Here is a 15,421-nt window from a genome sequence, read left to right as displayed (position 1 = left end):
GTGTAATAAAAATGTAAATTTGCTATTTTTTATTAATAAATAGGAAAAATATGAATACATTACAGCTGAATATACAAGAAATAATTTCTAATTATGGAAAAAATGATTCAGATAGTGGGAATACTATGGTACAAATTGCTATTTTAACCAATAAAATTAATTATTTACAAAATCATTTTATTAATCATAAAAAAGATTATTCAGGACGTAGAGGTTTATTAAAAATGGTTTCAAAACGTAGAAAATTATTAGATTTTTTAAAAGAAAAATCTATAAAAAAATATAATTTTATTATTCAAAATCTAAAAATTCGTCGATAAATTTATAACAGTGATTTTTTATAATCTTTTTTAATAGAAAAAAAAATAAAATTATTCAAGGGCACGAAATAGCCCTTTGAATTGCCAATAATTCACAAAAATAAATTTAAGAATTTTTACATAAATATTTTAAAAATTGATTTAAAGGACATTTATTTTGCTCAATCCACTTATTTTTAAATTTAAATATGGCAAACATATTGTGACTTTAGAAACTGGTTTAATTGCACGACAAGCAACTTCTTCTGTTATGGTTAGCATTGATGATACTTCAGTTCTTATAACAATAGTTGGACAAACAGAATTGCCCGAGGAAAAAAATTTTTTACCTTTAACTGTAAATTATCAAGAAAGAACTTATGCAGCAGGAAGAATACCAGGAGGTTTTTTTAGAAGAGAAGGTCGTCCTAGTGAAAATGAAATATTAATTGGAAGATTGATAGATAGACCTATTCGTGCTATTTTTCCAAAAAATTTTCATCATGAAGTACAGATTATTGCTACTGTAGTTTCACTAAATCCGAAAATTAATCCAGATATTGTTTCTATGATTGGAGTTTCTGCTGCATTATATATTTCTGGAATACCTGTAAATAATATGATTGGTGCTGCTCGTATTGGATTTATTAAAAATAAATATGTTTTAAATCCAACAACAGATGAAATGAAATTTAGTACATTAGATTTAATTGTTTCCGGAACAGAGAAAAATATTTTAATGATTGAAGGAGAAGCACAGCAATTATGTGCAGATATTATTTTTAATGGTTTGATATATGGATTTCGAAAACAAAAAAAATTAATTAAAAATATGAAGAATTTATTGTTTTCGATTAAAAAAAAGAAATGGAAACATATTGATTTTTCTTTTAATAGTGTAATATATAAAAAAATTTATCAAATGTCTAAAAAAAAAATTCAAGATTTATATGCAATTTTTAGTAAAAAAAAAAGAATTAGAAAATTAAAAATTTATAAAGAATCTGTTATTAATTATTTTTTATCTAAAAATTTAGATTTTGATGTTTTTCAGGCAAATCGAATTTTTTTAGACATTGAAAGAAATTTAGTTCGACAAAATATTTTAAAAAATAATTTAAGAATTGATGGTCGAAGTCAGGATATGATACGAGATTTAGATATGAAGACAAATGTTTTACATAGAACGCATGGTTCTTCTTTATTTACTCGTGGAGAAACTCAGTCTTTAGTTTCTGTTACTCTTGGAACTTCAAGAGATGCTCAAAATTTAGACGAATTATTAGGTGATAAAACTGATAATTTTTTATTTCATTATAATTTTCCACCTTATTCTGTTGGAGAAATAGGAGTTATTAATTCTCCTAAAAGAAGAGAAGTTGGACATGGAAGATTAGCTAAAAAAAGTATATTACCTGTTATGCCTACTGTAGATATTTTTCCATATACTATACGTATAGTTTCTGAAATTACAGAATCCAATGGTTCTTCATCTATGGCTTCTGTTTGCGGAGCTTCTTTAGCTTTAATGGATGCTGGAGTTCCAATAAAAGAACCGATTGCTGGAATTGCTATGGGATTAATCAAAGAGAATCAGAATTATGTTGTTTTGACAGATATTCTAGGAGATGAAGATCATTTTGGTGATATGGATTTTAAAGTTTCTGGGAGTAAAATAGGAATTACTGCGATTCAAATGGATATGAAAATTGAAGGAGTATCTCATAAAATAATTCAAGAATCTCTAAAAAAGGCAAATATTGCTCTTTTATTTATTTTACAGAAAATGTCAGAAACAATTAATGCTCCTAACAAAAAAATTTCTAGATTTGCGCCGCGTGTTCATATTATTAAAATTAATCCAGAAAAAATAAAAGATGTTATCGGAAAAGGTGGCTCTATTATACGTATGTTAACAGAAGAAACAGGAACAACAATTGAGATAGAAGACAATGGTATGGTAAAAATTTCAGCTATTATTAAAGAAAAAGCAAAAGATGCTATTCGTAGGATTCAAGAGATTACTTCTGAAATAGAAATAGGAAAAATATATACCGGAAAAGTAACAAGAATAGTAGATTTTGGAGCATTTGTTTCTATAGGAATAGGAAAAGAAGGATTAGTTCATATTTCTCAAATTTCTAAAAGTCATATAGAAAGAGTTAATGATTGTTTGCAAGTGAATCAAGTGGTGAAAGTTAAAGTTTTAGATATAGATAGACAAAAAAGATTGAGATTAACTATGAAAAATATTTAATAGTATACGATAAAGATTATTGAAAAATAGAATTTTATAATTCTATTTTTTATAGAGTTTATAAATTTTTTATCTTTTCACATTTACTTTTAATGTAAAGAAAATTATGAATTTTTTATATTATATTTTATGTTTTATTTGTGAAATGTATTAAGTTTAGTGAAATATTTTATTTTTATCAAATAATTGGTAGAATTAAAAGAATATGTTTTAAAAAAAATTAAATGTAATTTTTGATTTAGTATATTTATTAATATAAAAAAAAATATTTATTTATAAATTTATATACTTAATTTCTTATTAATCAAATGAGGTATATGTGTTACATGATTTGTAATCAAAATAAATTTTCAGATTTCGGGTTAAATAATTTAATTTTAAAAGTTTTAACAGAAATAGGCTATAAAGAACCTTCTCCAATTCAGAAAAAATGCATTCCATATTTAATGAAAGGAAATGATGTTTTAGGAACAGCGCAAACAGGAAGTGGGAAAACTGCAGCTTTTGCTTTACCTATATTGCAGAAATTGAATAAGTTTTTAAAATCACCTCAAGTTTTAGTTTTAACTCCTACGCGTGAATTAGCGATACAAGTATCTTCAGCTTTTTCTTTATTTGCAAAATATCTTTATGGAGTTAGAGTACTTCCTTTATATGGAGGTCAAAGATATGATTTACAGTTAAGATCTTTAAGACAAGGTGTGCAAATTATTGTAGGAACTCCAGGAAGACTTTTAGATCACTTAAAAAGAAAAACTGTAAATTTTTCTCGTTTAAATTATTTAGTATTAGATGAAGCTGACGAAATGTTAAGAATGGGATTTCTTGAAGATGTCGAAGATATTCTTTTGCAAATACCAAAAGTACGTCAAACTGCTTTATTTTCTGCAACTATGCCTAATCCAATTAAGAAAATATCTCTAAAATTTATGAAGAATCCAAAAGAAATCAAAATTCAATCAAATATTAGAAATAAACCTGATATTAATCAAATGTATTGGTTAGTTCATGGTAAAAAAACTGATGGATTGATTAGATTTCTTGAAACAGAAGATTTTTCAGCCGCAATTATTTTTGTACGTACTAAAAATGCTACGGTTGAAGTATCTGAAGTTCTAGAAAGAAATGGATATAATAGCGCTGCATTGAATGGAGATATGAATCAAACACTGAGAGAAAAAACATTAGATCGATTAAAAAATGGAAATTTAGACATTTTAATTGCAACAGATGTTGCTGCTAGAGGTTTAGATGTAGATCGTATTAGTTTTGTTATTAATTATGATATACCTATGGATGTAGAATCCTATGTTCATAGAATTGGACGTACAGGAAGAGCTGGAAGAAAGGGAAAAGCTTTAATGTTTGTTGAATATAGAGAAATGAGATTGTTAAAAAATATTGAAAGAACTATGAGACAATCTATCAAGGAAGTATGTTTACCAAATTCAAAATTATTATGTCAACGTCGTTTAAATGATGTGTCTAAAAAAATACAGAAAGAATTAAAAAGTAAAGATTTAGAAAGTTACAAATCTTTATTAAAAAAAATTAATCAAGAGAATCCAGTTAGCATTGATAATTTAGCTGCAGCTTTATTAAAGATAGCTCAAGGAGAACGTGTTTTAATCGTTCAAGAAGATATTAAAATTCCTAAAATTAGAACTCGTTGGACTAATAATGAGCGTAGAAAAAATCTTTATAATAAAAATAAGCATATTAAAAATTTTTATCAAAAGAATATGGATATTTATAAATTAGATTTAGGAAAAAATGATAAAATTGAAGTAAGACATATTGTCGGAGCAATTGCTAATGAGGGAAATTTAAATAATAAAGAAATTGGTAATATTAATATATTTTCTTCTTATTCTACAATAGAATTACCAAAGTACTTATCTCAAAAGGGAATTTTAGAAAACTTTAACACAACGAAAATTTTTAATAAATTTATTAATTTAAGGTTGTTAAAATCCTTAAAGTCATATAATAAATCAAATTATAATATAAAAAGTAAAAAACGTATTTTCTATAAAAATAATTTTCCAAATAAAATTCTTCAACGTTCCCAGCATATAAAAAATTTTCGTACAAAAAGATCATATTTGATGAAATCAAAAGTACATTTTAAAAAATAAACTTTTTTAAAAATATAATTATTTTAAAAAATATTTAATTAAAGAGCGCACTTATCAATAAAAATAAAATTGTGCACTCTTTAATAAATTTTATTTTTTATAAGATATAGCTTCAATTTCAATTTTTACGTTTAAAGGAAGTTTAGATACTTCTACGCATGATCGAGCAGGGAAAATAGAAACTTTGTTTTTAATAAAAAAATTTTCATATGCACCATTAATTTTATGAATTTTATCTAAACGAGTTGTAAAAATTGTTGTTTTAACAATATTTTTGATATGAAAATTAGATGCTAAAATTATAGATTTAATATTTTCTAATACTAATGTTGTTTGATCAAATATTTTTTTTGGAATCATTTTAGTTTTCGGATTAATAGGAATTTGTCCAGAAGTTATTAATAAGTTATTTATTTTTATTCCTTGAGAATATGGGCCAAGTACTGGTGGTGCTTTTTTAGTATAAATTTGCATAAAGTTTTTCATAATTAGTTTTATCGACAATGATTGAAATATAAATATTTTATTTTTTTTTAAATAAAAATATATTTTGAGATTTTTTTTTATTAATAAAAAAATTATTTAATTTTTTTATTAAAATTATTTATTAAACAATTTATCAATAAAGCTTTTGCTATATGTATTCGATTTTCCGATTGTTGAAAAATAATTTTTTTGTTAGATTCAAATACATCATGTGAAATTTCTATTCCATTTTTTAAATTAAACTTTTTAATAATTTTTTTTCCAAATTTTGTTTTTTGATCATGTAAAGCTGGAAGACAGTGAAAGACTTTAATTAGTGGATTTTCAGTAAGTCGTAGTACTTTTTGATTTACTTGATAATTTTTTAAAAGTTCAATTTTTTTTTCTTGTAATTCAATTTTTTCACCCATTGAGATCCAAACATCTGTATATATTAAATCAACTTTTTTCACTCCTTTTTCAATATCTTCTGTATATAAAATATTTTTTGGATAAGAATTATTCACATTATATCTTTTAAAAAATTCTTCTTTTTGAAAATATTTTTTTGGAGAAACTAATGTTAAATTAAAATTTAATATTTGTGATGCTTCTACAAGAGAATTTGCAATATTATTTCTAGCATCTCCAATATATGCAATTTTTATTTTTTTTAACGGAGTATTTATAAAAATTTCTTGTATTGTTAATAAATCAGATAAAATTTGAGTTGGATGAAAAGATTCTGTTAATCCATTCCAAACTGGAATTTTTGCATATTGTGCAAGTTTTTCTATATTAGTATGTTGATGTCCACGATAAATTATTCCGTCATATATCTTTCCTAATGTTATAGCTGTATCTTCGATGGATTCTTTATAACCTAAATGTGTATTCCCAGGTCCTAAATATGTTGTTTTTGCTCCTTGATTAAAGGCAGCGATTTCAAATGAACATCGAGTTCTTGTAGATTCTTTTTCAAAGAGTAAAACAATATTCTTATTTTTTAATAATTTTTTTTCTTTATTAATTTTTTTTTTAAATTTTAATTTTTTTGCATATTTTATTAAAAATAAAATATCTTCTTTACAGAAATCGCATAATCTTAATAGGTTTTTTAAGTAACATGAATTCATATTTTCTCTAATTAATTAAAAATTTTTTTTAGTTAAGTTTTCATAACATATATATTAATATATATGATGCATGAACATTTCAGTTTATTATATTAAAAAGATGAAAAATTATCTATTAATTTATATTAAATAAATATCTTCAAATTATTTTATGAAAATGAAATTTTTAATAATTTTATAAAAATAATATTTTTAAATATTATTTCTTATTAGAATAAGATAAAATAATTTAATGTATATCAAATATATAACATGAAAAATTTTTTTTAAAATATTGTATTTTAAGGAAATTAAATGGAAATTATTCAATATGAAAAAACTTATAAAATATTAAAAAATAATTGCATTGTTTTTGGAATATATGAAGATGAAAATTATTTTTCTATTTTCCATAAAATAAATAAATATATAACATATGATATAAAAAATATATTAAAGATTAATGATTGGAAAAAAAATTTTGGAAAAATAATTTTATTATATACAGATTTGAAATCTAAATATAATCGTGTAATTTTAATAAATTGTGGAAATAAAAATAAATTTTGTAGAAATTCATTTTTTTCAATAATAAAAAAAATTTTTATTTTATGTCAAGAAAATTCCATAGAATATATTTATATCAATATTTCTGATTTTCAATATTATAAAAAGAACATATATTGGAAAATAAGAAATATTATAGATTCATATACAGAAGTTTTTTATCTTTTTAATAAATATAAGACAGAAATAAAAAAATATATTTTTGTTAAAAAAATTTTTATAAAAATAAATATTAAAAAACATTTATTAGATTTTAAAAAAGCAGTTTTTCACGGTTTATCTATTTCTAAAGGAATAAAGTTAACCAAAGATATTAGTAATACTCCTTCTAATATTTGCACACCGAAATACTTAGTAAAAAAATCTTACAAAATATTTAAAAAATATAAAAAAAATGTTGAAGTAAAAATATTTAATCAGGAAGATATTAAAAAATTAGGTATGAATGCTTTTTTGACAGTTGCTCGAGGATCTTCTCAAAAAGCATATATGTCTATTATGTATTATAAAAATAAAGATGCAATAAACCATCGTCCTTTTGTTTTAATAGGAAAAGGAGTTACTTTTGATTCAGGAGGTATTTCTATTAAATCTTCATACCTTATGGATGAAATGAAATATGATATGTGTGGTGCAGCATCGGTCATAGGAATAATGAAATTTCTTGCAGAACTTAACTTGCCATTAAATGTTATTGGTATTATTGGAACTTGTGAAAATATGATTAATGGTAATTCTTATAAACCAGGAGATATTATCTCTACCATGTCTAAAAAAACTATAGAAATTTTAAATACTGATGCTGAAGGAAGATTAATATTATGTGATATTTTAACATATGTAGAACGTTTTAATCCTAAAATAGTAATTGATATTGCTACTTTAACTGGATCTTGCGTAGCAACTTTAGGTAATGCTGCAAGTGGATTATTTTCTAATAACAAAAATTTAGCGAAAAAAATTAAGAAAGCTAGTAAAAATATAAATGACAAAGTATGGAATTTACCGAAATTTAAAGTGTATAAGAAATATTTACAGTCGAATGTAGCTGACTTATCAAATATAGGAGAAAAATATGCCGGAGCAAGTACAGCATCTTATTTTTTATCATATTTCGCAAAAAAATATAAATGGTTGCATTTAGATATAGCAGGAACAGCTTGGAATTCAGGAAAAAAAAAATCTGCTACTGGAAAACCTGTAACGTTAATATGTCAATATTTTTTAAATATTTTAAAAAAATATAAAAAATTATAATTTTTTATATTTGAATTTTTATTAATATACTTGAAAAATAAATTTAAAAAACTTTATTAACTTAATTTTACTATATAAGAAGATAAATAATAAAACAAAATGAAAAAAAAATATAATCCTAAATTGATTGAAAAAAAATTATATCACCTTTGGGAAAAAAATAAATGTTTTAAAACATTGTATGATCAATCATCGAAAAAATCTTTTTGTATTATGATGCCTCCTCCAAATATTACTGGAGTATTACATATGGGTCATGCATTTCAGCAAACTATTATGGATGTTTTAATTCGCTATAATAAAATGAATGGAAAAAATACTTTATGGCAAGTTGGGATTGATCATGCTGGAATAGCTACACAGTTATTAATAGAAAAAAAAATATATAAAAAACAAGGTAAATTAAAAAAAGAATACAATAGAAAATATTTTTTAAAAAAAGCATGGAAATGGGTTTTAAAATATAAAAAGAAAATTTTTTATCAAATGAAACGTTTAGGAAACTCAATAGATTGGTCACGCGAAAAATTCACTTTAGATCCAGATATTTCTTATGGTGTTAGAAAAGCATTTTTAATGTTATATAATAAAAAATTAATTTATAAGAAAAAGAAAATTGTTAATTATGATATACAATTACAAACTGTAATATCAGATTTAGAAGTCAAAAATAAAGATGTTTTAACGAAAATGTGGTATATAAAATATTTTTTTTTAGATAAAAATATTTTTTATCAAGGGAAAAATTATCTTGTAGTAGCAACTACAAGACCAGAAACAATTTTTGGAGATTCTGCAATAGCTGTTAATTCTAATGATACAAGATATATGAAATATGTTGGACTAAAAGTTATTGTTCCTATCATTCAAAGAGTTATTCCTATTATTTGTGATCAAGAAATTGAAATAGAAAAGGGAACTGGTTGTGTAAAAATTTCTCCTGCACATGATTTTCTTGATTATAAGATAGGTATTAAAAATTTTCTTCCGATAATTAAAATTTTTCATAAAGATGGGAGAATAAGACGAAAATTATTAATATATAATTATAAAGGGGAAAAAAAGAAAGTATATAGTAGATTTGTTTTAAAAGAATTTCAACTTTTAGATAGATTTTTAGCACGAAAGAAAATTTTAGAGTTATTAGAGAGTAATAATTTTATTACAAAAAATAAATTAATAAAATCAATTATTCCATATGGAGAAAGAAGTGGGACTATTTTAGAACCTATGTTAACAAACCAATGGTTTTTAAAAACATCTATTTTGTCTAAAAAAGCTATATTAGCTGTTCAGAATAAAGAAATTAAATTTTTTCCAAAAAAATATAAAAAAATGTATTTATCTTGGATGTATAATTTAGAAGATTGGTGTATTTCAAGACAATTATGGTGGGGTCATAGGTTACCTATATGGTATGACATAAAAAAAAATATATATGTTGGAAAAAATGAAGAAGATATTAGAAAAAAAAATAATTTATCTAAAGAAATTTTTCTTAAACAGGAAAAAGATGTTTTAGATACATGGTTTTCATCTGGACTATGGACTTTTCTTGCTTTAGGTTGGCCTAAAAATACTAAAGCATTAAAAATTTTCCATCCAACAGATGTTGTTGTTAGTGGTTTTGACATTATTTTTTTTTGGATTGCTCGTATGATTATGCTAACTACAAATATTTTAAAGAACAAAAAAAAAATTCCAATTCCTTTTCAGAATGTTTATATTACTGGATTAATCCGGGATGATAAAGGCAATAAAATGTCAAAATCTCAAGGAAATATTGTTGATCCTATTGATTTAATTGATGGTATTAGTTTAAAAAACTTAATAAATAAAAAAGTAAAAAATAATTTACAAGAAAATGATGTCATATCAAAGAATATAAGTAAACTATTTCCAAATGGAATAAAAGCTTTTGGAGCAGATGCTTTACGTTTTACATGTACTTCACTTTCTAATCATTCTAGAAATATTTCTTGGGATATGAATCGTCTACAGGGATATCGAAATTTTTGTAATAAAATATGGAATGCAAGTGTTTTTGTTATAAAAAATTTTCATAAAAATGAAAAAAACATTAAAATATTTGATATAAAATTGTCTTTTTTAGATCAATGGATTATATCTGAATTACAAATATTAATTAAAAAATATAAAAAATTTATTGAAAATTATAGATTTGATATTGTTTCTTATTTGATATATGATTTTATATGGAATAAATTTTGTGACTGGTATTTAGAAATTTCAAAAATAATTATAAAAGAAAATTTTTTAAAAAACAAACAAAATACTCAATATGTTTTATTCTATGTTTTAGAATGTTTATTAAAATTATCTCATCCTTTCCTTCCTTTTATTACTGAGTATATTTGGAATAAAATAAATCTTTTAAAAGATATTTCTAATTTTAGAAGTATTACTAATGAAATATTTCCAATTTATGAAAAAAAACTTTTTTATATAAAATCTATAAAAAACATGCTGTATTTAAAAAAAATTTTTACCACAGTTAGATCAATAAGAAGTTTAATTAAAATAAAGTATAATAAAGAAATTCCTGTTATATTTAAAAATAGTAATTATAAATTTTTATGTTTTTTAAAAAAAAATCAATTTTTTTTAAAAAAAATTATGTATTTAAAAGATATAAAATTTTTTTCTGAAAAAAATAAAAATATTTTACACAGTTCTCTGATTAGAGATATAGGTGAATCTGAAATATTATTTCCTATGAAAGATGTTTTAAATAAACAAGATGAATTACAGAAAATAGAAAAAAAAATTAATCTTCTCTTACGAAAAAAATATATTTTTGAAAAAAAAGTATTAAATAAAAATTTTTTAAAATATGCACCAAAAAATATAATTTTTGCTCAGAAAAAAAAATTAAATACTTTTAGAAAAAATTTACAAAATTTAAAAGATTATAAAAATTTGTTATTATCATTATAAATATTTTTAAAATTTTTTATATTATTTTATATGTTATGGAAATTATATATGTCTGGTATAATAAATTTTATTACTAATAAAAAATTTATAAATAATTCTTTTAAAGAATATTTAAGAATTAATTTTTCTTTTTATAGATATTTTTATATTGATGAACCTTTATTATTTAAGAATAAATTAGAAAAATGTTTTAATGAGTTAAATATTTTTGGGCGTATTTATATATCACATGAAGGAATTAATGCTCAAGGTGATATTTTAAAAAAATTTTTTAACAAAATGAAATATTTTATTTCTCAATTAGATCCACAATTAAATAATATTAATATTAATATTGGAATAGACAATACATCTCGATCTTTTTCTAAATTAAAAATCAAAATTAAAAAAAAAATTGTATCGGATGGATTAAAAAATAATTTTTTCCAAAAAATATATAAAAAAAAATATTTACATGCAAAGCAAGTAAATAAATATTTAAAAAAAAAAAATGTAATTTTTTTCGATATGAGGAATTATTATGAATATCGAATTGGTCATTTTAAAAATTCTATTTCAACATATACATTCACATTTCGTGACCAATTAAAAAGTCTTTTGAATTATATTAATTTTTATAAAAACAAAAAAATAGTTTTATACTGCACAGGAGGAATTAGATGTGAGAAAGCCGCTTCATTAATTTATAATAAAGGATATAAAAAAGTTTATCAAATTTTTGGAGGAATTATAGGATATATTAATGAATGTAAAAATAATAATATACCTATTAAATTTTTTGGAAAAAATTTTGTTTTTGATTATAGATTAAGAGAATATATTTCTAAAAAAATTCTGTCTCATTGTAATCAATGTTTGAATAAATCAGATTATTATGTTAATTGTATGAATTCGAAATGTAATTTATTATTTATACAATGTATTTCATGTTCTAAAAAATATAAATCTTTTTGTTCAAAAAAATGTTTTCATATTTTTCATCAATCTTTATTATAATTTTTTTTTATTTATATCTTTTAAAAATAAATTTATATATAAGAAAAATATTTATTTAAATACAAGAGATTTGTATTATAATATTATTATAAATTTTTTAAAAATTGAGATTAATATATAAATATTATTTCTGAAGGAAATTGTATGTTGCATGTATTTATAAAAGATATTTTTGAAGACAAAATTATTATCGGTAAAAACATTCAAATTAAAGGTTGGGTAAAAAATAAAAGAAGTTCTCAATCTAATTTATTTTTTATTGATATTTATGATGGTTCATGTTTAAATACATTGCAATTAGTTATAAAAAATAATTTGATAAATCGTAACGATGTTTTAAAATTAACTTCTGGATGTTCTATACATGTTGAAGGAAAATTAGTAAGTTCATTGAACTTAAAACAGAAATTTGAAATTCATGTTTTAAAACTTAATGTAATTGGATGGCTTAAAAATTCTGACACTTATCCTATGTCAGCAAAAAAACATACAATGGAGCATTTACGTAAATTCGCTCATTTAAGACCGAGAACGAATATTATTGGAGCAATTGCAAGAATTAGAAGTACTGTATTTCAATCAATTCATAATTTTTTTTATAAAAATAATTTTTATTGGGTTTCTTCTCCGATTATTACATCTTTAAATGCAGAAGGAGCAGGAGATATGTTTTCTGTTCTCAATAAAAATATTGACTCAAATAATTTTTTTGGAAAAAATGTTTTTTTAACAGTTTCTGGACAATTAACAATTGAAGCGTATGCTTGTTCTTTATCTAAAGTTTATACTTTTGGACCAATATTTCGTGCAGAAAATTCAAATACTACACGTCATTTATCTGAATTTTGGATGCTTGAAGTAGAATTAGCGTTTTCTAATTTAGAAAATATTATTGAATTAATTGAAAAAATTTTGAAATATCTTTTTAAGATTATTTTAAAAAAAAATTATAATGATTTATTTTTTTTACAAAATGTTTTAAAATTAAAAGTGATTAAGAGATTAAAAAATTTTATCAAATCAACGATTAAAAAAGTTGAATATTTAGAAGCAATAGAAATTTTAAAAAAAAATAAAAGTTTGTTTTCACAACCTATATTTTATGGAATAGAGTTATCTACAGATCATGAAAAATTTCTTGTAAATGAATATTTTAAAGAGCCTGTAATTATTAAAAATTATCCTAAAGAAATTAAACCATTTTATATGAGAATAAATGATGATAAAAAAACTGTTTCTGCTATAGATATTTTGTTTCCTGACATAGGAGAAATAATAGGTGGATCAGAAAGAGAAGAAAGAGTAGAATATTTAGATCAAAGAATAAAAGAATTGAATTTAAGCAAAGATGATTATAAATGGTATAGAGAATTAAGGTTATATGGAACGGTTCCTCATTCTGGTTTTGGTTTAGGTTTAGAAAGGTTAATTATGTATATTACGGGAATACAAAATATAAAAGATGTGATTCCTTTTCCAAGAACTGTTCGAAATGCTGATTTTTAATATTTTTTTAAAAAAAATTTTTTTTTTTGAAAACATGAAATTTTTTTAAAAAAATATTAATATATATTTTAAACAAAAAAATATTAAAAAAATTTTTTTCAATTTGTTACATTTTACAAGACAATAAGGGAGTGATATTTATCATGATAAATCATCGTTCTTTAGCGATATTAATTCCTTTGTGTTTGTATTCTGGAAATGTTCATGCTAGAGAGATATATTATAAACATGGGCATCGCATAAATTTTTATTATCATATTAATCCACTTTACTTTACTTCTCATACTAGTGATCCATTGATTTTAAATTCTTTAGGAAATTATTCGAATATTAAGTTTGGAATATTTACTAAACACTATATTAATCCTTTTGTAGCAGGATATGCAAGATTTGAATATCTTCCAAAATTTACACGATATAATCCAAATAGTTATAGTCATCCAACTGATAATTGTATTAGTTTATCATATGTTGGATTAGATTTAGGTATGTTTGGAACATTAGATTATGGAAGAAATTATGGAGTTATACATTATTCTAAGCAGTTTACTGAAAAATTTTTTGATGAAACGGAAAATTTAGTATTACATGAAGATAACAATTTTTTAGTTGGTCGTGCAGATGGTGTTTTAACTTATAAAATGAAATCACTTTTTGGATCTATGAAAGATTTTGGTTTAACTCTTCAACATCAGACGCATTATCAAAGACAAAATTATTATTTAAGTAATAAATATAATGATTCATGGGGCGCTTCTTTAAAATATGTTAATGATTATGGATTAACAATAATTGGTTCAACTTTCTTTAGTCCATATGATAATTCTAGAAATAGAGCAGATTTAACAAGTCATTGGGCAAAATCTTATGCAATAGGTTGTAATTATAATATACAAAATATTACTCTTTCAGGTTTTTACGGTTATTTAAAAGAATCAGCTTTTCCTTATATGAAAGATTCTGTAAGATATGACTTATTAGACACATTTGAAGTTGTTGGACAGTATGATTTTCAAAATGGAGTTAAAGCATCTTTAGGATATGTGAAATCTTCTGGAACAAAATATGATTATATGCGTAATTTAGTTGTTTCTAATCCTGTAACATTAAATAATCATTTCAATGTCATTGTTAACTATACGTTGCATCCTAATTTTATTGCTAATTTTCATTACAAAATAAATTTTATGAAAGATTCTGATACTCCGGATAGAGAGTATTTGCATTATTCTGAAAATACTTTTGGAATGGGTTTTAAATATACTTTTTAGTTTGTATAATAAAGATATATATAAAAGATATTTTTTTAAAAATTTTTGCAATAAATATTTTTTAAATACAGCATAGAATTTTATTAAAAAGTTTTATTTATGAATTATAAAAAATTCATATAAAGAATAGAAGTTCTATTATTTTTTTCTATCAAAGAATAATTCTTTTGTAATAGTTTGTAAGAAATAAATTTCTTACAAACTTATTACAATTATTTATTTATTATTTATGTTCTTTTTTATATTTTTTTTAATTTTTTTCCTCCTAGTATATGAATATGTAGATATTGAATTTCTTGTCCACTATTTTTATTACAATTTATTATTATTCTATAACCTGATTCATGAATATTATTTATTTTAGCAAGTTTAATTGAAACGTACATCATATGACTTAAGATATTTAAATTTTTTTTATTAATTTCATTAAGATTTTTAATAAAAAAATTGGGAATAACTAAAATATGTACAGGAGCTTTTGGAGAAATGTCTGTAAAAGCTGTTACTTTTTTATCTTGATAAAGAATATTTGCAGGAATTTTTTTTTTTAAAATGTTTTCAAAAATATTTTTTTTATTCATATAATTTTTTT

Annotated in this window: 11 protein-coding genes; 8 read left to right on the top strand and 3 right to left on the bottom strand. The window is 21.9% G+C overall.

Annotated features, from left to right (window positions below; translation table 11 throughout):
- Window positions 1-50 precede the first annotated feature (50 nt).
- The 3 genes from rpsO to M3Y47_RS00800 all read left to right on the top strand — a co-directional run bounded on the left by rpsO (window position 51) and on the right by M3Y47_RS00800 (window position 4,694).
- Window positions 51-320, top strand: a complete 270-nt coding sequence (gene rpsO / locus M3Y47_RS00810) for a 30S ribosomal protein S15 (RefSeq protein WP_252839592.1) — start codon at window positions 51-53, stop codon at window positions 318-320.
- Between the two features lie 157 nt (window positions 321-477).
- Window positions 478-2,556, top strand: coding sequence for a polyribonucleotide nucleotidyltransferase (gene pnp / locus M3Y47_RS00805; RefSeq protein ID WP_252839591.1), 2,079 nt, complete (start codon window positions 478-480; stop codon window positions 2,554-2,556).
- A 326-nt stretch (window positions 2,557-2,882) separates the two neighbouring features.
- Window positions 2,883-4,694 (top strand): DEAD/DEAH box helicase, encoded by a 1,812-nt coding sequence (locus tag M3Y47_RS00800; protein WP_252839590.1) that lies wholly within the window; start codon window positions 2,883-2,885, stop codon window positions 4,692-4,694.
- A gap of 90 nt (window positions 4,695-4,784) precedes the next feature.
- Here the strand turns inward: M3Y47_RS00800 and M3Y47_RS00795 are convergent, their stop codons facing one another.
- Together M3Y47_RS00795 and argF are read right to left on the bottom strand one after the other, a co-directional pair.
- Window positions 4,785-5,168, bottom strand: a complete 384-nt coding sequence (locus M3Y47_RS00795) for a Rid family detoxifying hydrolase (protein WP_434475809.1) — start codon at window positions 5,166-5,168, stop codon at window positions 4,785-4,787.
- A gap of 104 nt (window positions 5,169-5,272) precedes the next feature.
- Window positions 5,273-6,295, bottom strand: coding sequence for an ornithine carbamoyltransferase (gene argF, locus M3Y47_RS00790; RefSeq protein WP_252839588.1), 1,023 nt, complete (start codon window positions 6,293-6,295; stop codon window positions 5,273-5,275).
- A gap of 294 nt (window positions 6,296-6,589) precedes the next feature.
- On the opposite strand from argF, the gene M3Y47_RS00785 reads away from it, so the two are divergent.
- The 5 genes from M3Y47_RS00785 (at window position 6,590) to M3Y47_RS00765 (ending at window position 14,829) form a co-directional block, all read left to right on the top strand.
- On the top strand, window positions 6,590-8,098 hold the full coding sequence (locus M3Y47_RS00785; protein ID WP_252839587.1) for a leucyl aminopeptidase: 1,509 nt from the start codon (window positions 6,590-6,592) through the stop codon (window positions 8,096-8,098).
- Window positions 8,099-8,197: 99 nt separating this feature from the next.
- Window positions 8,198-11,056 carry a valine--tRNA ligase gene (locus M3Y47_RS00780; protein WP_252839586.1) on the top strand — a complete coding sequence of 953 codons (2,859 nt, stop codon included), beginning with the start codon at window positions 8,198-8,200 and terminating at the stop codon, window positions 11,054-11,056.
- Window positions 11,057-11,104: 48 nt separating this feature from the next.
- Window positions 11,105-12,052 (top strand): oxygen-dependent tRNA uridine(34) hydroxylase TrhO, encoded by a 948-nt coding sequence (gene trhO / locus M3Y47_RS00775; protein WP_252839585.1) that lies wholly within the window; start codon window positions 11,105-11,107, stop codon window positions 12,050-12,052.
- 144 nt (window positions 12,053-12,196) lie between these two features.
- Complete coding sequence (asnS, locus tag M3Y47_RS00770) at window positions 12,197-13,558, top strand: asparagine--tRNA ligase (protein ID WP_252839584.1); 1,362 nt, start codon at window positions 12,197-12,199, stop codon at window positions 13,556-13,558.
- Between the two features lie 143 nt (window positions 13,559-13,701).
- Window positions 13,702-14,829: a porin gene (locus M3Y47_RS00765; protein ID WP_252839583.1), complete on the top strand. Its 1,128-nt coding sequence runs from the start codon at window positions 13,702-13,704 to the stop codon at window positions 14,827-14,829.
- Between the two features lie 239 nt (window positions 14,830-15,068).
- Here M3Y47_RS00765 and M3Y47_RS00760 read toward each other — a convergent pair whose 3' ends face one another.
- Window positions 15,069-15,410 (bottom strand): histidine triad nucleotide-binding protein, encoded by a 342-nt coding sequence (locus M3Y47_RS00760; RefSeq protein ID WP_252839582.1) that lies wholly within the window; start codon window positions 15,408-15,410, stop codon window positions 15,069-15,071.
- Between the last annotated feature and the right edge of the window lie 11 nt (window positions 15,411-15,421).

The sequence above is a fragment of the Buchnera aphidicola (Sipha maydis) genome, assembly GCF_024029855.1.
GTDB classification, from domain to species: domain Bacteria; phylum Pseudomonadota; class Gammaproteobacteria; order Enterobacterales; family Enterobacteriaceae; genus Buchnera_J; species Buchnera_J aphidicola_BI.
The sequence above is the reverse complement of the archived record's forward strand: the minus strand, read 5'-3'. Positions and strand labels throughout refer to the sequence as shown.